This is a genomic window from Kitasatospora sp. NPDC091207, from assembly GCF_044768625.1.
In the GTDB taxonomy this organism is placed as follows: domain Bacteria; phylum Actinomycetota; class Actinomycetes; order Streptomycetales; family Streptomycetaceae; genus Kitasatospora.
In genome coordinates, this window is sequence record NZ_JBIVVS010000009.1 from 185,572 (window position 1) to 204,299 (window position 18,728).

Genomic DNA, 18,728 nt, shown 5'->3' on the forward strand with positions numbered 1-18,728 from the left:
CGCCTACTGCCTTGCGAAGGGCGTCAGTTGATGTAGATGTGCGGGCTGCCGGCCACCGAGCTGTCAATCACCGGCCCGTAGGTGGCGGTGAAGTAGCCGGTGGCGAAGCAGGTGCTCGGGCCGGAGACCTTGGCGAACGCCTGGGAGGCGAAGCCGATGGTCTGACCGGTGTTGCTGGTGGTGCCGGAGATGCTGCCCGGCGCGCGGTACACGCAGGTGGTGGTACCCAGGATGGTGTTCAGCACCACCGTGGTCTGCAGCGGACCGGCCGCCGTCGGGCTGAGCGTCACCGGGTTGCCGGCCGCGTCGCTCACCGAGTTGGTGTACGGCAGGTTGTTGACGGTGATGCTCTTGACGCCGGTGACGCCGATGACGTTCGCGGTGCAGGAGCCGAAGGTGTGGCTGTTGAGGCTCTCGGTGGCCACGCCCGGGGCCGCCGGGTTGCTGGTCACCGTGGCGGAGAAGGAGGAGGCGGCACACTTGATGCCGCTGGTGCCCGTGGCACTGGAGTAGAAGGAGGCGTAGCTGCCGGCGACCAGGTCGGCGGTCAGGACGTCACCGACGGCGACGGCGGGGCCGCCGACGGAGGTGTGGGTCAGGACGGTGGAGCCGGCGGCCTGGGCCGGGCCGGTGGCTGCGGTGGCCAGGGCGACGGCGGCCAGGGCCGCGGCGCCGAGGGTGTGGCGGATGCGCATGGGGGTGCCTCTCTCCGTACGGAGTCGGGTGGGGGAGCCCGCGTGATCGCGCGGAGGTACGCGCGGCGGGGTGGTGCGGGGTGCTCAGGGGTGGGGACACGCGTCCGGTGTCGTCGGCGGGCCCGGCGCCACGGGCCCGCCGAAACGGCGAGGAGGTGCGGAGGTGCGGGAGGTGCGGGCATGCGGTGAGGTGCGGTGGGGATGCACGTCGACGGCTGCCACCGCCGGGCATGCGTTCGCCATACTGAACAGTCGGAACGCGTGGAGGTTTCCGGCGGCTGAGCGCCGTTCGATGGGAAACCTGCGAGTGTTGTAAACCAGCCCTTGCGTCAATGTCAAGACAGAGCACAGGAGTTGGCGATGGACCTGGATGCCGTCCATGGTGCCGAGGCACTGCTGCTGCCCGGAGCGAGACCCGGCCGCGACCCGGCGCGATCGATCAAGCGCGGCCCGAGCCGGCTGCCCCCCGGCGTGGTCGCCGCCACCCAGCGGGAACGCCTGCTCGACGGGCTGGTCCACACCGTGGCGGAGCACGGCTACCAGCGCGCCACGGTGAGCGACATCTGCCGTGCGGCCGGGGTGACCAGGCCGGTCTTCTACGAGCTGTTCAGTGGCAAGGAGGACGCTTTCCTGGCCACCCACCGGCACGGCACCGGGGTGGTGATCCGGCGGATGGCGGCCGCCTTCGCGGCGGCGCCGGACTGGTGCGCCGGCATCCACGACGCCCTGCGCGCGATGCTCGACCTGCTGGCCCGCGTCCCGGCCTTCGCCACCATGGCGGTGATCGAGGTCGAGTCGGTCGGACCGGCCGGCCGCCGTGAGCGCGAGCAACTCCTTACCAGGTTCCGGACGTTCTTCGCCGAGGTACCCCAACTTCCCTGTGGGGTAGCGGTGGAGCCCCTGGTGGACGCCGTGGTCGGCGGCGTCTACAGCACCCTGTACCGCTGTGTCGATGCCGGCCGGACCGCCGAACTTCCTGATCAACTGCCGATGTTGAGCCTCTTCTGCCTGGCTCCCTTCCTCGGGCCGGAGGAGGCCGCCCGACGGCTGGCACCGGTGGCGGCGCTCGGGCCGGGCCCGGTGCCGGCGTCCGCGGTCACGGATGATGATCCTTCGCGCACCCGTATTGACCCGTCGTCTACTCGGCAGTAGCTTCCCAGTAATCCACCTGCGGTCCGACCGGCCCGCCCCGCTGCCGAGGGGCGGCCCACCCGGCCGGGCCGCAGGACGCTGTCCGCGCCAGGGCAACGTGCCAGTGCCTGCACATCCCACCACCCGAGGGAGCACACATGGCAACGTCCGAGGACGCCGCCCCCACGCCCGAAAGCACCGACTCACCCGCCGGATCGAGAGGGCGGGTCCGGCTGAGGCGCACCGCCCTGATGGCCGTACCGGCCGTCGCCGTCGGCGCCGTCCTGATGACCCTCACCGCACAGGGCGTCCTCGCCGCCCAGTTCGCCATCTCCGGCATGCCGTTCACCGTCACCGCCGACAGCCTGGAGGGCGTCGGCTTCGAGCAGTTCGGCAGTCTGGACCACATGATCGAGGGCAGCCCGAACGAAGGGGACACCGGCGGTCAGGTCCTGGTCATCGTCTCGGCGATCAAGCAGGCGGAGCTCACCAAGCTCTGCCAGAGCGTCGACCTCGGCGGCATCAACCTGCTGATCAAGGCCGGTGACGCCGGCACACCCGTGACCGCCACCGACCTCACCACCGACTCGGACCTGGTCTCCGGCGACGCGTCGTTCAAGAACATCGAGATCGGCGGGGACGCCAGCACCTACACCAAGGCAGGCGTCCAGGGCCTGCCGGGCGTGTTCGGGCAGCAGGCGGACACCGTCACCATCCGCAATCTGCGGCAGCACAACTACGCCACCACCGCTGCGGCGTTCAAGCTGCCGCACCTGCGGCTGAGCTTCAGCTCGGAGGGCTGCTGACGGTGGCCGATCCCGTACCCGACGGCGCCGGCCCGGCCGAGGGGGGCGCCGCCGTCGGCCCCTCGGCGGCCGACCGCGCCGCCACCGCGGAGCCCGCCACAGGCGGCCGTCCCGGTGGCGCCGATACCGATGCCGCTCCCGCTGTTCCGGCCGGTCCCGCGAGCGCGACGGCCGTCGGTCCGGGTGGTCCTGCCGGTCCCGCCGCGTCCGACGGGCCGGCCCGGGCCGGCGGGGGATGGCGCGGTTGGCGGGGCCGGCGGCCGTTCTGGGGCGGCCTGCTGGTGCTGCTGGGCGGCGCCGAGATCCTCTTCACCCTGAAGGCGCCGTTGCCGGTCATCCTGCACATCGGCATGCAGGGGCTGGCCGGCTACCTGGTACCGGTCGTGATGGTGATCTGCGGCGTGCTGATCCTGTTCAACCCGGCGCAGCGGCTGTTCTACTCGGTGCTCGGGGTGCTCGCGTCGCTGGCCAGCTGGCTCACCTCCAACCTCGGGGGCTTCCTGATCGGCATGATGCTCGGAGTGGTGGGCGCCTGCCTGGCCTTCGGGTGGCTGCCGGACCAGCCTCCGCGCCGGCGCCGGGCGCGCCGGGCGGCCCGGGGTACGGCGCCCGGGGGCACGGTGTCCGGAGGCAAGGCGCCGGCAGGCGAGGCGGCCGGTCCGGCCGGTGCCTGAGCGGAGCCGGTGTCTGGGCGGAGCCGGCCGCCTGCGCGGGCCCGACCGGGCCGGGTACCCGGCCGGACCGTGTGACGTACCGGCCGTGGCACGGCCCCGCCTGTGGTGAAGGGAGAGCACCACAGGCGGGGCGCCGTCCCCGGGCCGGGACCGGCGAGCACGCTCCCGTCCCGGGACCGGCCCGGAGACCTCGCTCAGATCGTCGAGGCGTCGATCACGAAGCGGTACCGCACGTCGCTGGCCAGCACCCGTGCGTACGCCTCGTTGATCTGGTCGGCGCGGATCAGCTCGATCTCGGCGGTGACCTGGTGCTCGGCGCAGAAGTCCAGCATCTCCTGGGTCTCCGGGAGCCCCCCGATCATCGAGCCGGACAGCGACTTGCCACCGGTCAGCAGCGCCTGCGCGAGGATCGTGACCGGCTTCTCCGGCGCCCCGACCTGGACCAGCGTGCCCCCCGCCGTCAGCAGCCCGAGGTAGGCGCTCAGGTCGAGGTCGGCGGAGACGGTGTTGACGATCAGGTCGAAGGTGCCGGCCAGTTCGGTGAAGACGGCCGGGTCGGAGGTGGCCCGGTAGTCGTCCGCGCCGAGCCGCAGACCGTCCTCGCGCTTGCGTAGCGACTGGCTGAGCACGGTGACCTCGGCGCCCTTGGCGTGCGCGATCTTCACCCCCAGGTGGCCGAGCCCGCCGAGGCCGACGATCGCGACCTTCTTGCCCGGGCCCGCGCCCCAGCGGCTGAGCGGCGAGTAGAGCGTGATGCCGGCGCAGAGCAGCGGCGCCGCGGTGTCCAGCGCCAGGGCCTCCGGGATGCGCAGGGCGTACCCTTCGTCGACCACCAGCTGCGAGGAGTAGCCGCCGTAGGTGGGCTCACCGTCCCGGCCGACGCCGTTGTAGGTGAACACCGTGCCCCCGGCGCCGGTGCAGAACTGCTGAAGCCCGGCCCGGCAGTTGTCGCACTCCCGGCAGGAGTCGACGAAGCAGCCGACCCCGACCCGGTCGCCGACCGTCCAGCGGGTCACGCCCGGGCCGACCTCGGCGACCACACCGGCGATCTCGTGGCCCGGGACCATCGGGAAGATGCCGTCGCCCCAGTCCTCGCCGACCTGGTGGATGTCCGAGTGGCAGATGCCCGCGAAGCGGACGTCGATCAGGATGTCGTGCTCGCCCAGTGCCCGGCGCGGGACGACGGTCTTCTCCAGCGGGGCCTTCGGGGCCGGGGCCGCGTACGCGGCGACGGTCCGCGCCGCGGAGCCGGCGGTGGTCGTGGTCGTGCCGTCCGTACCCGTGGTGCCCGCCGTGTTCGTTCCGGCGTTCGTCGTGTTCGTCATGGGCCCCAGCCTGCGGCGACGCGAGCCGCGCAACCAGACCAGGGCTTGTCGTACGCACGCCCAACGTACGACTGGCAGGCTCACCCTCATACTCGGGAGCATGGACCAGCGCACCGAACTCAGTGAATTCCTCCGGTCGCGCCGCGCCCGGCTGCGACCCGCGGACGTGGGCCTGCCGGACCACGGCACCCGCCGCCGCGTTCCCGGGCTGCGCCGGGAGGAGCTGGCGCAGCTGGCGGGCGTGAGCACGGCCTACTACGTCCGGCTCGAACAGGGGCACGGCGAGAGCGTCTCCGCCGCCGTCCTGGACTCCATCGCCCGCGCCCTGCGGCTCACCCCGGCCGAGCGCGAGCACCTCCAGCGGATCACCAAGCCCGCCCGCCGCCGGACCGGGCGCGCCACCGCCCGACCGCAGCTGGTCCGCCCCGAACTGCAGCAGCTGCTCGACGCGATGGAGGGCGTCCCGGCCTACGTGCTCGGGCGGCGGCTGGACATCATCGGCTGGAACCGGCTCGGCAACGCGCTGCTCGGGGACTTCGCCGCCTTGGCGCCCGAGCACCGCAACATGGCCTGGCACGCCTTCCTCGACCCGGCGGCGCGCCTGCTGTACGACGACTGGGAGGGCAAGGCCACCGATGTGGTGGGCATCCTGCGGCTGGACGCCGGGCGCGACCCCGACGACCCCCGGCTGGCCTCGCTGATCGGCGAACTGTCCCTCAAGAGCGCCGACTTCCGGCGCCTCTGGGCCGCGCACGACATCCGCGACAAGGGCCACGGGACGAAGCGGCTGCACCACCCGGTGGTCGGCCCGCTGACCCTGCGGTACGAGACGCTGCGCCCGGCCGGGGAGCCCGACCTGGTGCTGGTCACCTACCACGCCGAGCCCGGTACGGCCTCGGCCGAGTCGCTGCGACTGCTGGCCAGCTGGGCCGCACCCGCGCCGGCCGGGCCGGCGGGTCCGGCCGGCGCCGCGACCCCGGCCGGGGGAGGGGCGGCGGGCGGCACGCGGGATGCGCGCCCGCCGGGCCGGGAGTCCTGATCGCGCCCGCCCGAGGGGGTCGATCGTCCCGGTCCGGCCGGGACGACAGACCCTTCCGCACCCCCCTCGCCGGGCCGTCTACTGGACCTGCCGCCGTCCGGTGCTCCACCCTGCCCGGAATCACCGGAGGCAGGTGAAAAGCCGTCGTCCGTCAGCTCTCTGACGGGTGTTTAGGCTTTCTGGCATGGAGATCACCAGTGCCGCCACCACCGAGTACGACCGGCTGATCGCGCGCCACCACGCGATGCGCCTTCGCCGGCGGCTGCTCGTGCCGGCGTCGTCCGTGCCGAGCGCGGACCGGCCGGCCGGGACCGCCGCGGGGGGCTACGACGGCGCCGCCGACCAGCGGCTGATCCTGGACACCCTCGGATCCGTCGGCCCGCTCGCCGAGCTGATCGATCACCTCTACGCGGTGATGTTCCGCCGCCGGCCCTACCTGCGCTCGCTCTTCCCCGCCTCGATGGAGTTCCAGGAGGCCCATCTGGCACGGATGTTCAGCCATCTGATCGAGCACCTCCAGCACCCCGACGAGCTCGCCGCCACGCTCGCCCAGCTCGGTCGCGACCACCGCAAGCTGGGCGTCCGCCCGGTTCACTTCGAGGCCTTCGAGGAGGCCGTCCGCGAGGCGCTCCGGCACCGCGCCGGCGCCCGGTGGAGCGAGGACCTGGAGGCCGCCTGGGTACGGATGCTGCGCTTCGCCGTCGGGGCGATGAGCGCGGGCGCCGAGTCCGCGCTCGCCGAACCCCCGTACTGGCACGCCGTGGTGGTCGGCCACCAGCGCCGCCGTCCCGACCTCGCGGTGCTGCGCGTGCGCACCGGCGAGCCCTACCCCTACCGGCCCGGCCAGTACGGCACCGTCGAGCACCCGGGGCTGCCGCACACCTGGCGGCAGTACTCGATGGGCTGCGCCCCGCGGCCGGACAACGAGGTGGAGTTCCACGTGCGCCGCACCGGCCCCGGGGGCGTCAGTGAGGCGCTGGTCGAGCACACCGAGGTCGGCGACCGGCTGCGGCTCGGCCCGCCGCGCGGCTCGCTGATGCCCGAGGACGGCGCGCGCGACCTGCTGCTGGTGGCCGGCGGCACCGGGCTCGCCCCGATGAAGGCGATCGTCGAGGAGCTGGCCGGGCACCGCCCGCGCGGGCGCACCGTCCACCTCTTCGTCGGCGCCCGGGCCGCGGCCGACCTCTACGACTGGCCGGCCCTGTCCGAACTGGGCAGCCGGAAGCCCTGGTTGGAGCTGATCCCGGTCGCCGACGGCGCCGCCGGGGCGGGTGCCGGCCGCCGGCTCGCCGACGCGGTCGGCCGCCATCGGGACTGGTCCGACCACCTCGCCTGCGTCAGCGGCCCGCCCGGCATGGTGGACGAGGTCCGCGCCCGCCTGGTCGCCGCCGGCCTGCCGCCCGCCCGGGTCCGTCACGACCCGCTGCTGGGGCGGGTCTGAGGGCCGGGCCCGCTCAGCGGAAGCAGTACGAGTCCGAGGAGGCGTCACCGCCCGCCAGGTGGGTCTGGTGCACCCGCAGGCCGCCGAAGTCCGCGCCGTGCGGGTAGAACCGCGGGTCGACGGTGAGCCCGCCCGCCTCGGTGTCGGCGTCCAGCTTGATGATCCAGGGCTCGATGCCGTCCGGGTAGAACTGGTCGTCCCAGGCGCCGTACAGCGAATTGGTGAGGTAGAGCCGCCGCCCGTCCCGGCTGATCTCGACCATCTGCGGCGCGCCGCTGAGCGGGCGCTCGGGCTCGGCCGGGTGCGGCGTCCGCGCGGCGACCCCGCCGAGCCGCACCGAGCCCGTGGGGCGCGGGTGGAACGGGTCCGACACGTCGAACTGGAACAACTCGCCGGTGCCCCAGGCGGAGACGTACAGCCAGCGGTCGTCCACCGACAGGTTGATGTCCGTCACCAGCGGCGGCACCGCGCCGAACGGCTGCAGGGCCGGCGGCAGGTCCTCGGGCTTCGCCGGTTCGGCGGGTATCTCGATCACCTTGCGCGCGGTGAAGGCCGCGCCCTCGCGGTACCAGAGCCAGACCGAGGAGGAGAGGTCCTCGACGTTGGCCACCACGCCGACGAAGCCCCACTCCGCCTGGGGATCGTGGGCCGGCCGCAGCTCCAGCACCATCTGGTACTGGTCGCCGAGGTCGATCCGCTGCAGGTGCCGCCCGGTGTCCAGCTCCCAGAAGTGCAGCGCGTGGCCGTACTTGCGGCCCAGCAGCAGCTCCGGCACCACGCCGTCCTCGACCATCCACGGCGTGCCCCACTCGCTGGTGACCCCCACGTTGGTCCCCAGGTGCCACCAGACGTCGTAGGCGAAGTGCTGCGGTCCGCGCTCGGTCTCCCAGGCCCGCAGGACGTCGAAGGTGGTGTGGTCGAGCAGCGCCACCCCGCCCGGCCCGTCCGCGCCGTCCCCGCTGCCGAGGCAGGACAGGAAGACACCGTCCGGACCGCAGTGCAGGGTGTGCGGGCGCGAGTACCCCGCTCTGGCCGCCAGCTCCTCGGCCGGGACGGTCTTCACCAGGCGCGGCCGCACCGGGTCCGGCCGGGTGTCCATCACGTGCAGCCGGGACGAGCGGAGCCCGGGCAGCAGCAGGTAGCGCCGCTCCGGGTTCTCGTGGCAGGCGTGCGCGAGCGCGCTGGAGCAGGCGTTCCAGCCGAAGTGGTGCAGCTCGTCTCCGACCCCGGGCAGTTCGGCGAAGTTCAGCACCCGGCCGTAGCTCGGCGAGGCCGGATCGGTGTCGACGGTGATCAGCGCGTCCGGCCGCCGCGCCGACCGGTCGAACCCGGCGACGTAGGCCAGCTTCTCCGGTGGCGCCGCGATCGCCTCCGCAGGCGTGCGGTAGAGGGAAGGATCGCTGTGACCGGCCTGCGGATGGTCTCCGTGCGGCATGCTCGCTCCTCAACTCGCCTCTTGGGCGAGGGAAGTGACTGTGATTCGGGTAGCGTTCCACAGGATCGCGGGCGCACAGCAGGCGCACGGGGAGCGGAGCGTCCCGGCCCGTCCGCCGCCCGGGGCCGCCGTCGCCGAGCCGGGTGGGCCGGTGTCGCCGGGCGCGGTACGCCGCCGTCCGCCACGGCCTGCCGAGCACGGTGGAGCTACCGGCCGGTATCGTCGGTGCTCCGGATCGGCGGTCCCTGCCACGGCAGGCGGAGCAGAAGATGGGTACGGCGGACATGGAGTTCCGAGAAGACATCCTGGGTGCCCCCTACGAGGCGGTCGAGCTGCCGCTCGCCCCCGACGAGGAGGGCGCCGTCAGCGCCACCCTGGTACGCCGGCTCGTCCCGGGCAGCCGGCGCGCGGTGCTCTACGTCCACGGGTACGTGGACTACTTCTTCCAGACCCACCTCGCCGACCACTTCGTCGAGCGCGGCTACTCCTTCTACGCCCTCGACCTGCGCAAGTACGGCCGCTCGCTGCGCCCGCACCAGTCGCCGAACTTCGTCCGCGACCTCGCCGCCTACGACGAAGAGCTGGACGCCGCGGTGCGGGTCGTCCGGGAGACCGACGGGCACCGGGAGCTGCTGGTCAACGGCCACTCCACCGGCGGCCTGGTCACCGCGCTGTGGGCCGGGCGCCGGGCCGGGCGGGGCGTGGTCGACGGGCTCTTCCTCAACAGCCCGTTCCTCTCGATGCCCGCCGCCCCGGCGGTCCGCACCCTCGGCGGCCCCGCCGTGGAGGCCCTCGGCCGCCTCGCCGCCACCCGCAAGCTGCCCTCCGCGCTCAACCCGCACTACGTGCACAGCCTGCACCGCGACCACCGCGGCGAGTGGGACTTCGACCTGAGCCTCAAGCCGGCCGAGGGCTTCCCGCTGTACGCCGGCTGGCTGGCCGCCGTCCAGCGCGGCCAGCGCCGGGTCCGGCGCGGGCTCGGCATCGACGTCCCCGTGCTGCTGATGGCCTCCACCGCCTCGATCGCCACCACCACCTGGCAGGCCAAGCTGCACCACGCCGACGCCGTGCTGCGCGCCGACGACATCGCCGCCGAGGGCCCGAAGCTGGGCCGGCACGTCACGATCGTCCGGATCGAGGGCGGGATGCACGACCTCGTCCTCTCCGGCGAGGCCGCCCGCGCCCAGCTCTTCACCGAACTCGACCGCTGGCTCGGCGCCTACCTGCCGGAGTCCTCGTGAACCCGCCGGGCCCGCACGGCGAGGAGCCGCGCCCGGTCGGCCGCCGCACCGACCTCGGGTACGCCAAGCTCATGCCCGACATCGACCACGACGGCGGCTGGCTGCTCACCCTCGACGACACCCCGCAGTCCTACGTCGACCTGGGCGACCCGACCCACCTGGAGTTCGAGTACACCCGGCGGATCGGCCACCTCGTCGACGCCCTCGCCCCCGCCGGAGCGCCGCTCGACGCGCTCCACCTCGGCGGCGGCGCCCTCACCCTGCCCCGCTACCTCGCCGCCACCCGCCCCGGCTCGCGCCAGCGGGTGGCCGAGGTCGACGGCCCGCTGCTCGCCCTGGTCGAGGAGCACCTGCCGTGGCAGGGGCCGGGAGCGGACATCACGGCGACGGTCGGCGACGCGCGGGAGGCCCTGGCGGCGGTCGCGCCCGGCTCGCTGGACCTCGTCGTCGCCGACGTCTTCCACGGTTCGCGCACCCCGGCGCACCTCACCTCGGTGGAGTTCCTCCGCCTGGCGGCCGCCGCGCTGCGCCCCGGCGGGTGCTACGCCGCCAACCTCGCGGACGGCCCGCCGCTCGCCTTCGCCCGCGCCCAGGCGGCGACGGTGCGCGCCGTCTTCCCGGAGGTCTGCCTGATCGCCGAGGCCCCGGTGCTGCGCGGCCGCCGCTACGGCAACATCCTGCTGGTCGGCTCCGCGGGCCCGCTCCCGGTGGCCGACCTCTCCCGCCGGCTCGCCGGGGACGTCTTCCCCGCCCGGCTCACCGACGGCGCCGACCTGGCCGCGTTCACCGCGCGCACGGCGGTGGTGACGGACGCCGCGGCGACGGACTCCCCGCCGCCACCGGACGGCGCGTTCAGCGTCGGCTGAGCGGGCCGATGCCCCGGCCCGGTGCCAGACTGTCGGGAGAACCGCAGCGGACCCCGCTCCGCCGCATTTGCCAGCACCGCATGCGCCCCCGCCGTTCCCGAGGAGACCCAGGTGGCCCCTGACGAACCGTCGGCACCGCTGCCGGCCGAGCTCGCCGCCGTGCCCGAGACCGCGCTCTGGACGCTCTACCAGCGTGCCGTCGAGGCCCGCCGGCCGGACGGGGTGCTGCGCGATCCCAAGGCCGTCGAGCTGGTCGACCGGATCGACTACCCGTTCGCCGACCGGTTCGGGACCAGCGGCACCCAGGCCCAGCTGCAGGCGCTGCGGGTGGGGTGCTTCGACCGCGAGGTGGCGGACTTCCTGGCCCGCGAGCCGCGCGGCACCGTGGTCTGCCTGGGGGAGGGGCTGGAGACGCAGTACTGGCGGGTCGACAACGGCCGCGCCCGGTGGCTCACCGTGGACCTGCCCGAGTCGGTGGCGCTGCGCGAGCGGCTGCTCCCGCCCGGCCCGCGGCAGCGCTACCTGGCCGCCGACGCCACCACCTGCGGCTGGGCCGAGGAGGTGGACCGCGACCATGGCGTACTGGTCACCGCGCAAGGCCTGCTGATGTACCTGCCACCGATGCGGGTGCGGGCCCTGATCGCGGGCTGCGCCGAGCGGTTCCCGGGAGGCTCGCTCGTCCTGGACGCCGTACCGCGCTGGTTCAGCCGGCTCACCCTGAGCGGCAGGATGCGCTCCCACACGTACGGGCCGCCCCCGATGCCGTGGGCGATGGACGCGGGCGAGCGGGACAAGCTCCGCACCGCGAGTCCGGCGGTGGCCTCGGTGCGGGACGTCCGGCCGGCCGGCGGGCGGGGGCCGGTCGGCGCCCTGCTGCCGCTGGTGCTGACCGTCCCGCCACTGGCCACCCGCCGCCCGTCGGTCACCGTCCTGGACTTCGCTGAGCGGCCCTGATCATCGGGGTCGTCGGCCTCACGGCCGCCCCCCACGACAGCGCCGCCGGCACCGCCCTGCCCACCCGGGCCGCCGAACGGTGTGGCAACCGCCCGGAGACGGCCCTGGTCGACCAGGGGGCGTGACGCCCGCACCGGCCTCCGTGATCGGCCGTCAGGCGAGGGACCGGAGGGTCGCGAGCATCCGGCACGGGCGTGCCGGGCAGGGCTTCCGCAGGACCTGCGGGGCGAACTCGACGCGTACGGGCTGACCGACTCCGTCGGCCCGGACCGGATCTTCCCCACCCTGCCCACCGCCGTGGCCGCCTACCGGGTCTGGGCCTCCGGCGGCGGCCCCGAACCGCGGACCACCGACGGGCGGCAGTGAGGAGGACGGTCACCCGGGTGGCCGTGCCCGGCTGGCCGGCCCCGACGGCCGGCCGGAGGGTGGCAGGTACCGACGTCCACCGGACCGTGGGCCGGGCCACCCGAGTGACCGCGCGCCGGTGCGGACGGGCCCCGGTCCGCACCGGGTGGTCGACCCGCGGCCGTCGTGACCGAGAGGAAGCGGTGTCGTCGATGCCGGACAAGCAGGCCGGACGGATCGCGAAGTTCATCGAGCCGCTGCGCGTGGAACCGGGCTCGCGGGTCGATCTCGCGGAGGACTTCGACCCCCGCTACAAGGCGCGGATGAAGAAGCGGGAGGGCGCCGAGCTGTTGCGCACCGGCGTGGGCCTGCTCGCCGAGTACCAGGCGAAGCTGGCCGCCCAGGACAGCTACGGTGTGTTGCTCTGCCTCCAGGCGATCGACGCGGGCGGGAAGGACGGGACGATCCGGCACGTCATGAGCGGGGTCAACCCGCAGGGCGTCCACGTCAGCAGCTTCAAGGTGCCCTCCGCCGAGGAACTCGACCACGACTACCTGTGGCGGTACGCGTGGCGGCTTCCGGCCCGCGGGGACATCGCGATCTTCAACCGGTCGCACTACGAGGAGGTCCTCGTGGTGCGGGTGCATCCCGAGAACCTCGACCGCCAGCGGCTGCCCGAGGAAGCGAAGGGGCGCGATGTCTGGGCGCGCCGCTACCGGGAGATCAACGACTGGGAGCGCTACCTCTGTGACAACGGGTTCAGAGTCGTGAAGATCTTCCTGAACCTCTCCGAGGAGGAGCAGCGCACCCGCTTCCTGAAGCGGCTCGACCTGCCGGAGAAGAACTGGAAGTTCTCGGCGGCGGACCTCCGCGAGCGTGAGCGGTGGGACGACTACCAGCACGCCTTCTCCGAGATGCTCTCGGCCACGAGTACCCCGTGGGCGCCGTGGTACGTCGTGCCGGCCGACCGCAAGTGGTTCGCGCGCATCTGCGCCGCCGCGGTGCTCGTGCACACGCTGATGGAGATCGACCCCCGGTACCCGGTCGTCGGGAAGAAGGCCCGCAAGGAGCTGCGGGCCGCCAGGCGGCTGCTGGAGCAGGAGGCTCCCGAGGGGGCCGAGCGCGACCCGTACGCGGCCGGGCACCGGACGGGGCGCCGTGGCTGAGTACCGCGGGGGCCGGCCCGCCGCGAGGAACGGAACTGGACCGTCCCCTGGGACGCCGGCCTGCGGGACCGGGCCGAGACCCGGTCCGAACGGATGGGCGGCGAGGGCCGCCGGGTGATGGCGGCGGCCGAGCGCGACCTGGACCCGTCGGAGTTCGACCCCGACAGCGACCTGCTCGCGCTCGTCACCGACCTGCGGATGACCAGCCTGGTCGGCATGGTCGACCCGCCCCGCGCGGAGTCCAGGGACGCCGTGGCCAGCGCCCAGGCCGCCCACATCCGGGTCCGCATGGTCACAGGTGACGACGTCACCACCGGCGAGGCCATCGCCCGCCAGCTCGGGATCCCGGGCGAGGCGATCCTCGGAGCCGACTTCGCGGCGATGCCGGAGCACGAACGGCTGGCCCGGATCGACGACATCGGGGTGGTCGGCCGGGTCGCGCCCGAGCACAAGGTCCTGCTCGCCGACACGCTCAAGAAGAAGGGCGACGTCGTGGCGATGACCGGCGACGGCGTCAACGACGCACCCGCCATCAAGGCCGCCGACATCGGCATCGCCATGGGCAGCGGCACCGATGTCGCCAAGAACGCCGGCCGGATGATCCTCTCGGACGACAACTTCGCCACCATCGTGTACGCCGTCGAGGAGGGGCGCAAACTCTACGACAACCTCACCAAGTACATCCGGTTCGTCCTGATGCTCCTGGTCACCTTCGTCCTGACGTTCCTCGGCGCGACGGTCTTCAACATCGCCGCCGGCGAGCCGTTCACCCCGCCGCAGGTGCTCTGGATCCACTTCGTGGTCAACGCGCCCTTCGGGTTCGCCCTCGGCTTCGACCTGGCGAGCCCCGGCCTGATGGGGCGCACCCCGCGCCCGCGCGGCGAATCGCTGCTGACCAGGTCGGTCATGGTCACCGTCGGACTCAGCGGACTGGCCGTCACGGTGGCCCTGCTCCTGCTGATCAAACTGGGCGAACACCACTACGGCAGCCTGAGGACCGGCAACTCGATCGCCTTCACCGCCTTCGCCCTCTGCCTGATCGTGGCGGCCTACGAATGCCGGAGCGAACGCGCCACCGTCCTGACCGTCACCACGTTCGACAGCAAGCCGATGAACCTGGCGGCCCTGTCCGAGTTCGTCCTCGCGGTCCTGGTGACGCAGACGGACGCCTTCCGCCGCGTGCTCGGCACCACCGAGATCACCCTCGCCCAATTCGGCTGGGCCCTGCTGGCCCCCGTCGCCCTCCTGCTCCTGTGGGAGTCGGGCAAACTCCTCGCCCGACATCGCCGGCCCGCGCTCTGACACCCGGTCGGCACCTGCCCGGGCGCCCGGCGGAGCGGAGCACTGTCGGGCGCGTGCCCCTCGCCCCAGGACGAGGGGCACGGCTGAACACCTGACGCGGGGGGCGCCGTGCCCGGCGCCGCTGATGGCTGCTCCGGGCACGGCGGTGGGGAGGTCAGGCGTTGGCGAGGCTGATCTGGTCGTTGAAGACCACCCAGTGCTGGCCCTGGTCCTTGGGGTCGCACGGCTTGGTCGAGATGTCCGGGGTGCCCCAGGTGTTGGCGAGGCAGTAGGCCGGAGCGAAGGTGAGGGAGAGCTGCTGGCCGGAGACGGTCCAGTACTGGCCCTGGTCCTTGGGGTTGCACGGCTTCGTGGAGACGTCCTGGGCGTTCCACGTGTTGGCGAGACAGTAGGCCCGGGCGTTGGCCAGGGAGATCTGCTGGCCCGAGAGGGTCCAGTGCTGGCCCTGGTCCTTGGTGTCGCAGGGCTTGGTGGAGTCCTTCGGGGTGTCCCAGGTGTTGGCCAGGCAGTAGAGCCCGGGAGTGCGCAGGGACGGGGTGGCGGTGTCCGCGGCGCCCGCTCCGGAGGTGGGCAGGAAGGAGGCGGTAAGAGCCAGTGCGGCGACGGTGAGCGTCTTGCGGAGTGCGATTGCCATGAGGGCGTGATCCGTCCTTGCCGGAGGCATGCGATGAGTACCCGAGGGTGAGGTGCCCTCCCGAATCGGGCCTGGGCACCCGACAATTGGTAGCAGCAGCCATTCGTTGACGAACCGTTTCTGCGCGGCATGTTCATTCGAACGGGTGGCCATGTGCGCGGAACTGACAGATGCCCAGGGCTGCGCCGCGCGCTCGGTGGCGGGCCGGAACCCCTCACCGCCGCCCCGCCGGCGAGGAGGATCGCCCGGGGCCCCGCGGCGGCGGGCCCGAGTGGGGGACCGGAAGAACGATCACGGCCTGTCCTCCACCCGGCTGCGCCCCGCCCGTCGGGTCCCCGACGGGTGTGTCCACGCGGCCCGGGCGGGTGCGTCCGGGCGCTGCGCGGGCGAGGGCGCTCAAGTCGTCGGAGGAGCCGCCGCGCCGGCGGCGCCCGCTCGGGCGACGCCACGCTCCGCACGTCACCGCGACGGCAGGGGATGCGACCGCGCCGAAATGCTCCTAGGGTCGATAGGCACGAGGCCTCCCACCACGGCGCGTTCCGAGCGCTCACGAGCCCGATGTCCCGCTGGACTCCCACAGGCCGTCTGCGCCCACCGGACGACGGGCTCCGCAGACCGGGTCACTCCGCCGGCGCCCCGGCCGGTAGACCCGTAGGCGGACGCCGGTAGACCCGTAGGCGGACGTGACAACAGGAATCGAGACCCGCTATGTCCTCACCTACGAACACCGGCGCCGACAGCCGCTCCTCCACCGTGGCCGGGGGCCTGACCGTCTTCGCCGCCGTGATGCTCCTCATCGGGGGCACTCTCAGCATCTTCCGGGGGATCATGGGGATCGCCGAGGACGACGTCTTCGTGCACACCGCGAACTACGTCTTCAAGTTCGACCTGACCAGTTGGGGATGGATCCACCTGGTCCTCGGTGTCATCGCCGTCGGCGTGGGCATCGGCCTGCTCCGGATCTCCTTCTGGGCCCGGCTCCTGGGCGTGGCACTGGCAGGGCTGCTCATCGTCGCCAACTTCCTCTCCATGCCCTACTACCCGTTCTGGTCCCTCACCGTGATCGCCATCTGCGGCTTCGTCATCTGGGCCCTGTGTGTCGTCCGGAGCGACGACGGCACGCTGGCCGCCTGACCGACCCGAACCGCCGTGCCGCCGGGACCACCACGTCGGTCCCGGCGCCACTCCGGCAGACAAGGACGCAGCAGGTCGAGCCACTGTGGTCCGGGCGACGGTGAGGCGGTGCAGGGCTCACAGGTCGAAGGTGCGGCTCTCGCCGGGCCGGATGAGGGTCAGGGCGCCGCGGAACCGGATCCCGACCGGGTCCTGACGGCTCTCGCGAAGGCTCACCGACACGGCCCGGCGGTCGGTCGTGACCACCACGCCCCAGTGGCCGCGGTAGCGAAGCTCCAGCTCCAGGCGGCCGAGGGCGGACGGCAGGTGCGGGTCGAGCCAGAGGGCGTCCTCGCGGATCTCCAGACCGGTGTAGCAGCGTTGCAGCAGGTCGACCGCGCCCGCCATCGCGCCCAGGTGGACGCCCTCGGCGGTGGTGCCGCGCTGGGAGTCCTGGAGGTCGGAGAGCAGCGCGTCGCGGAAGTGGCGCCAGGAGGCCCGGCGGTCGGAGCGGGTGAGCACCCAGGCGTGCACCACGGAGCTGAGGGTGGAGCCGTGCACGGTGCGCCGCAGGTAGTACCCGGTGGTGCGGCCCAGTAGTTCGTGGCCGGCGGGGTAGCCGAGGTGCCGGAGCAGGTCGCGGACCTCGCGGGCGGAGAAGAGGTACCAGAGCATGAGGACATCGGCCTGCTTGGACGCCTTGTAGCGGTTGACGGTGTCGCCCTCGGCCTCCAGGATCCGGTCGAGGCGGCGCAGGTCGGGGTAGCGGCTGCGGAAGGCCGTCCAGTCGAGTTCGGCCAGCCGGTCGTAGCCGTCGAACTGGCTGAGCACGCCGTCGTGGAACGGAACGCGCAGGCGGCCGCCGACCTCCCGCCAGCGGTCGAGTTCGCCGGGGTCCAGCGTCAGGCGGTCCAGCAGTTCGTCGCGCCGGTAGTCCGGCAGGATGCCGACGGTGTCGAGGGCGCGGGCGAGGACCCAGGAGGCCAGGACGTTGGTGTAGGCGTTGTCGTCCAGGCCCGGTCCGTCCGCCCACGGGTACGCGTCGTGGTACTCGTCCGGGCCGAGCACACCGCGGATCGAGTAGCGGTCCCGCCGCGGGTCGTAGCTGGCGGCGGAGGACCAGAACCGGGCGATCTCCAGCAGTGTCTCGGCACCGGCCTCGGAGAGGAAGTCCAGGTCGCCGGTGGCCTGGTAGTACTGCCAGATGTTGTAGGCGACGGCCGAGCCGACGTGCCGTTGGAGGTGGCTGTGGTCGGGCAGCCAGCGGCCCGAGAGCGGGTTGAGGTGCAGGCGCTGTGACTCTTCGCGGCCGTCGCTCGCGCTCTGCCACGGGTACATCGCGCCGCGCAGCCCCGCCTCGCGGGCAGCCCGGCGGGCCGCGTCGAGACGGCGGTGCCGGTAGCGCAGGACGGCCCGGGCCAGTTCGGGGAAGCGCAGGTTGAGCAGTTGGAGGACGAACAGCTCGTCCCAGAAGACGTGGCCCCGGTAGGCCTCCCCGTGCAGGCCCCGGGCCGGGATGCCGACGTCGAGGTCGACGGAGTGCTCGGAGTAGCTCTGGAGCAGATGGAACAGGTTCAGGTGCAGCGGGCCGATGCCGTCGAAGTCCGCCTCGATCCGGCAGCGGCGCCACAACTCCTCCCAGCGCGAGGAGTGTTCGGCCAGCGCCTGGTTGAAGCCGGGCGCCTGCGAGGCCAGCAGGCGGGACGCCGCCAGGGGAGTCTCGATCGCCCGGTCACGGTTGGTGTGGACGGCGACGATCTTCTCGATCGTCAGCGGCAGGTGCTGCGCGAGGTGTGCCGCGAAGGTCTGGGCCGCCCATCCGTCCCGCTGCTCGGCCGTGCGGTCGGCGTCGACAGGCCGGCCGGCACGGTGCAGACGGGTGCGGGCGGCGAGGGCGATGCGCAGCGGCGAGCCGGTGGTGGTGACCTCCAGCCGGAGCAGGCCGTCCTCGTCCGTGCCCTGGCCGGCGGGGACGAGGTGGCGGGCGGTCAGCCCCCGGTAGCGGGCGACGCCGGTGTTGCTCACGGTGCCGTCCAGTCCGGAGCGGATCTCGACCGGGCCGGACCAGTTCTCGGCCGTCAGGGTGGTCTCCAGGGCGAGCAGGTGTGGCCGGGCCTGGCTGGCGATCCGCCGCTGGAGCAGCCGGGTCCGCCGTCCCTCGGCGTCCACCACCAGGGCGTGCCTGATCAGGACGCCGTGGCGCAGGTCCAGGTCGATGGTCTGCTCGGCGGGCAGACCGGTGAACCACCGGCCGCCGACGGGGCGGAAGGTCAGCGGGAGCCAGTTGGGGCAGTTGATCAGGTCGTCGTTGGTGACCACCCGGCCCGCGACCGTCGAGGACGTGCGGTTGTGGCAACCGGCGAGGTAGGTGCCCGGGTAGTGGACGCCGTCGGCGGCCGACTCGGGAGCGGCCCCGCGGCTGACCAGATAGCCGTTGCCCACCGCGCACAGGACTTCCCGAAGGCCCTCCTGCGCGGGATCGAAGCCCTGGTAGCGCAGCGTCCAGGGGTCGGGCATCGGGGCGTCCGCCCGGGCCCCGACGGAACTGTCCGGTTCCACGC

General features: G+C 73.3%; 16 protein-coding genes. 11 read left to right on the plus strand and 5 right to left on the minus strand.

Translation table 11 applies throughout. The features are described 5' to 3' along the window. Nucleotides 1-23: 23 nt before the first annotated feature. Nucleotides 24-695, minus strand: coding sequence for a Tat pathway signal sequence domain protein (locus ACIQTO_RS17835; RefSeq protein WP_402388540.1), 672 nt, complete (start codon nucleotides 693-695; stop codon nucleotides 24-26). Between the two features lie 360 nt (nucleotides 696-1,055). Between ACIQTO_RS17835 and ACIQTO_RS17840 the strand changes: the two genes are divergently transcribed. From ACIQTO_RS17840 to ACIQTO_RS17850, 3 genes are all read left to right on the plus strand, one after another. Beyond that, a complete protein-coding gene (locus ACIQTO_RS17840; protein ID WP_402388541.1) occupies nucleotides 1,056-1,847 on the plus strand; it encodes a TetR/AcrR family transcriptional regulator in 792 nt (263 codons plus the stop codon). A gap of 137 nt (nucleotides 1,848-1,984) precedes the next feature. Further along, a complete protein-coding gene (locus tag ACIQTO_RS17845) occupies nucleotides 1,985-2,632 on the plus strand; it encodes a DUF6230 family protein (protein ID WP_387891995.1) in 648 nt (215 codons plus the stop codon). A 275-nt stretch (nucleotides 2,633-2,907) separates the two neighbouring features. Continuing rightward, the gene (locus ACIQTO_RS17850) at nucleotides 2,908-3,306 is read left to right on the plus strand and encodes a DUF6114 domain-containing protein (RefSeq protein WP_402388647.1); all 399 of its coding nucleotides are present in this window, start codon (nucleotides 2,908-2,910) and stop codon (nucleotides 3,304-3,306) included. A 194-nt stretch (nucleotides 3,307-3,500) separates the two neighbouring features. On the opposite strand, the gene ACIQTO_RS17855 is transcribed toward ACIQTO_RS17850, so the two are convergent. Beyond that, nucleotides 3,501-4,631: an NAD(P)-dependent alcohol dehydrogenase gene (locus ACIQTO_RS17855; protein ID WP_402388542.1), complete on the minus strand. Its 1,131-nt coding sequence runs from the start codon at nucleotides 4,629-4,631 to the stop codon at nucleotides 3,501-3,503. A gap of 100 nt (nucleotides 4,632-4,731) precedes the next feature. Between ACIQTO_RS17855 and ACIQTO_RS17860 the strand changes: the two genes are divergently transcribed. Beyond that, the gene (locus ACIQTO_RS17860) at nucleotides 4,732-5,670 is read left to right on the plus strand and encodes a helix-turn-helix domain-containing protein (RefSeq protein WP_402388543.1); all 939 of its coding nucleotides are present in this window, start codon (nucleotides 4,732-4,734) and stop codon (nucleotides 5,668-5,670) included. A 184-nt stretch (nucleotides 5,671-5,854) separates the two neighbouring features. Beyond that, the gene (locus ACIQTO_RS17865) at nucleotides 5,855-7,111 is read left to right on the plus strand and encodes a globin domain-containing protein (RefSeq protein WP_402388544.1); all 1,257 of its coding nucleotides are present in this window, start codon (nucleotides 5,855-5,857) and stop codon (nucleotides 7,109-7,111) included. A gap of 13 nt (nucleotides 7,112-7,124) precedes the next feature. Here the strand turns inward: ACIQTO_RS17865 and ACIQTO_RS17870 are convergent, their stop codons facing one another. Then, nucleotides 7,125-8,546, minus strand: coding sequence for a selenium-binding protein SBP56-related protein (locus tag ACIQTO_RS17870; RefSeq protein WP_402388545.1), 1,422 nt, complete (start codon nucleotides 8,544-8,546; stop codon nucleotides 7,125-7,127). A gap of 284 nt (nucleotides 8,547-8,830) precedes the next feature. On the opposite strand from ACIQTO_RS17870, the gene ACIQTO_RS17875 reads away from it, so the two are divergent. The 5 genes from ACIQTO_RS17875 to ACIQTO_RS17895 all read left to right on the plus strand — a co-directional run bounded on the left by ACIQTO_RS17875 (nucleotide 8,831) and on the right by ACIQTO_RS17895 (nucleotide 14,420). Then, on the plus strand, nucleotides 8,831-9,787 hold the full coding sequence (locus tag ACIQTO_RS17875) for an alpha/beta hydrolase (protein ID WP_402388546.1): 957 nt from the start codon (nucleotides 8,831-8,833) through the stop codon (nucleotides 9,785-9,787). Between the two features lie 71 nt (nucleotides 9,788-9,858). Beyond that, the gene (locus tag ACIQTO_RS17880; protein WP_402388650.1) at nucleotides 9,859-10,653 is read left to right on the plus strand and encodes a spermidine synthase; all 795 of its coding nucleotides are present in this window, start codon (nucleotides 9,859-9,861) and stop codon (nucleotides 10,651-10,653) included. A gap of 111 nt (nucleotides 10,654-10,764) precedes the next feature. After that, entirely contained in the window at nucleotides 10,765-11,607 is an 843-nt protein-coding gene (locus tag ACIQTO_RS17885; RefSeq protein WP_402388547.1) for a class I SAM-dependent methyltransferase, read from the plus strand. Nucleotides 11,608-12,164: 557 nt separating this feature from the next. After that, a complete protein-coding gene (locus ACIQTO_RS17890) occupies nucleotides 12,165-13,118 on the plus strand; it encodes a polyphosphate kinase 2 family protein (RefSeq protein ID WP_402388548.1) in 954 nt (317 codons plus the stop codon). Nucleotides 13,119-13,211: 93 nt separating this feature from the next. After that, a complete protein-coding gene (locus ACIQTO_RS17895; protein ID WP_402388549.1) occupies nucleotides 13,212-14,420 on the plus strand; it encodes an HAD-IC family P-type ATPase in 1,209 nt (402 codons plus the stop codon). Between the two features lie 154 nt (nucleotides 14,421-14,574). Here ACIQTO_RS17895 and ACIQTO_RS17900 read toward each other — a convergent pair whose 3' ends face one another. Further along, complete coding sequence (locus tag ACIQTO_RS17900; RefSeq protein WP_402388550.1) at nucleotides 14,575-15,054, minus strand: ricin-type beta-trefoil lectin domain protein; 480 nt, start codon at nucleotides 15,052-15,054, stop codon at nucleotides 14,575-14,577. Nucleotides 15,055-15,762: 708 nt separating this feature from the next. Here ACIQTO_RS17900 and ACIQTO_RS17905 point away from each other — a divergent pair. Next, nucleotides 15,763-16,188 (plus strand): hypothetical protein, encoded by a 426-nt coding sequence (locus tag ACIQTO_RS17905; RefSeq protein WP_402388551.1) that lies wholly within the window; start codon nucleotides 15,763-15,765, stop codon nucleotides 16,186-16,188. Nucleotides 16,189-16,305: 117 nt separating this feature from the next. Here the strand turns inward: ACIQTO_RS17905 and ACIQTO_RS17910 are convergent, their stop codons facing one another. Then, entirely contained in the window at nucleotides 16,306-18,726 is a 2,421-nt protein-coding gene (locus tag ACIQTO_RS17910; RefSeq protein ID WP_402388552.1) for a glycoside hydrolase family 65 protein, read from the minus strand. Nucleotides 18,727-18,728 lie beyond the last annotated feature (2 nt).

What these genes read in the sequence shown, in the direction of transcription:
- ACIQTO_RS17835 (WP_402388540.1), bottom strand. Translation starts at nt 695, where the DNA reads ATGCGCATCCGCCACACCCTCGGCGCCGCGGCCCTGGCCGCCGTCGCC.
- ACIQTO_RS17840 (WP_402388541.1), top strand. Translation starts at nt 1,056, where the DNA reads ATGGACCTGGATGCCGTCCATGGTGCCGAGGCACTGCTGCTGCCCGGA.
- ACIQTO_RS17845 (WP_387891995.1), top strand. Translation starts at nt 1,985, where the DNA reads ATGGCAACGTCCGAGGACGCCGCCCCCACGCCCGAAAGCACCGACTCA.
- ACIQTO_RS17855 (WP_402388542.1), bottom strand. Translation starts at nt 4,631, where the DNA reads ATGACGAACACGACGAACGCCGGAACGAACACGGCGGGCACCACGGGT.
- ACIQTO_RS17860 (WP_402388543.1), top strand. Translation starts at nt 4,732, where the DNA reads ATGGACCAGCGCACCGAACTCAGTGAATTCCTCCGGTCGCGCCGCGCC.
- ACIQTO_RS17865 (WP_402388544.1), top strand. Translation starts at nt 5,855, where the DNA reads ATGGAGATCACCAGTGCCGCCACCACCGAGTACGACCGGCTGATCGCG.
- ACIQTO_RS17870 (WP_402388545.1), bottom strand. Translation starts at nt 8,546, where the DNA reads ATGCCGCACGGAGACCATCCGCAGGCCGGTCACAGCGATCCTTCCCTC.
- ACIQTO_RS17875 (WP_402388546.1), top strand. Translation starts at nt 8,831, where the DNA reads ATGGAGTTCCGAGAAGACATCCTGGGTGCCCCCTACGAGGCGGTCGAG.
- ACIQTO_RS17880 (WP_402388650.1), top strand. Translation starts at nt 9,859, where the DNA reads ATGCCCGACATCGACCACGACGGCGGCTGGCTGCTCACCCTCGACGAC.
- ACIQTO_RS17890 (WP_402388548.1), top strand. Translation starts at nt 12,165, where the DNA reads ATGCCGGACAAGCAGGCCGGACGGATCGCGAAGTTCATCGAGCCGCTG.
- ACIQTO_RS17895 (WP_402388549.1), top strand. Translation starts at nt 13,212, where the DNA reads ATGGGCGGCGAGGGCCGCCGGGTGATGGCGGCGGCCGAGCGCGACCTG.
- ACIQTO_RS17900 (WP_402388550.1), bottom strand. Translation starts at nt 15,054, where the DNA reads ATGGCAATCGCACTCCGCAAGACGCTCACCGTCGCCGCACTGGCTCTT.
- ACIQTO_RS17905 (WP_402388551.1), top strand. Translation starts at nt 15,763, where the DNA reads ATGTCCTCACCTACGAACACCGGCGCCGACAGCCGCTCCTCCACCGTG.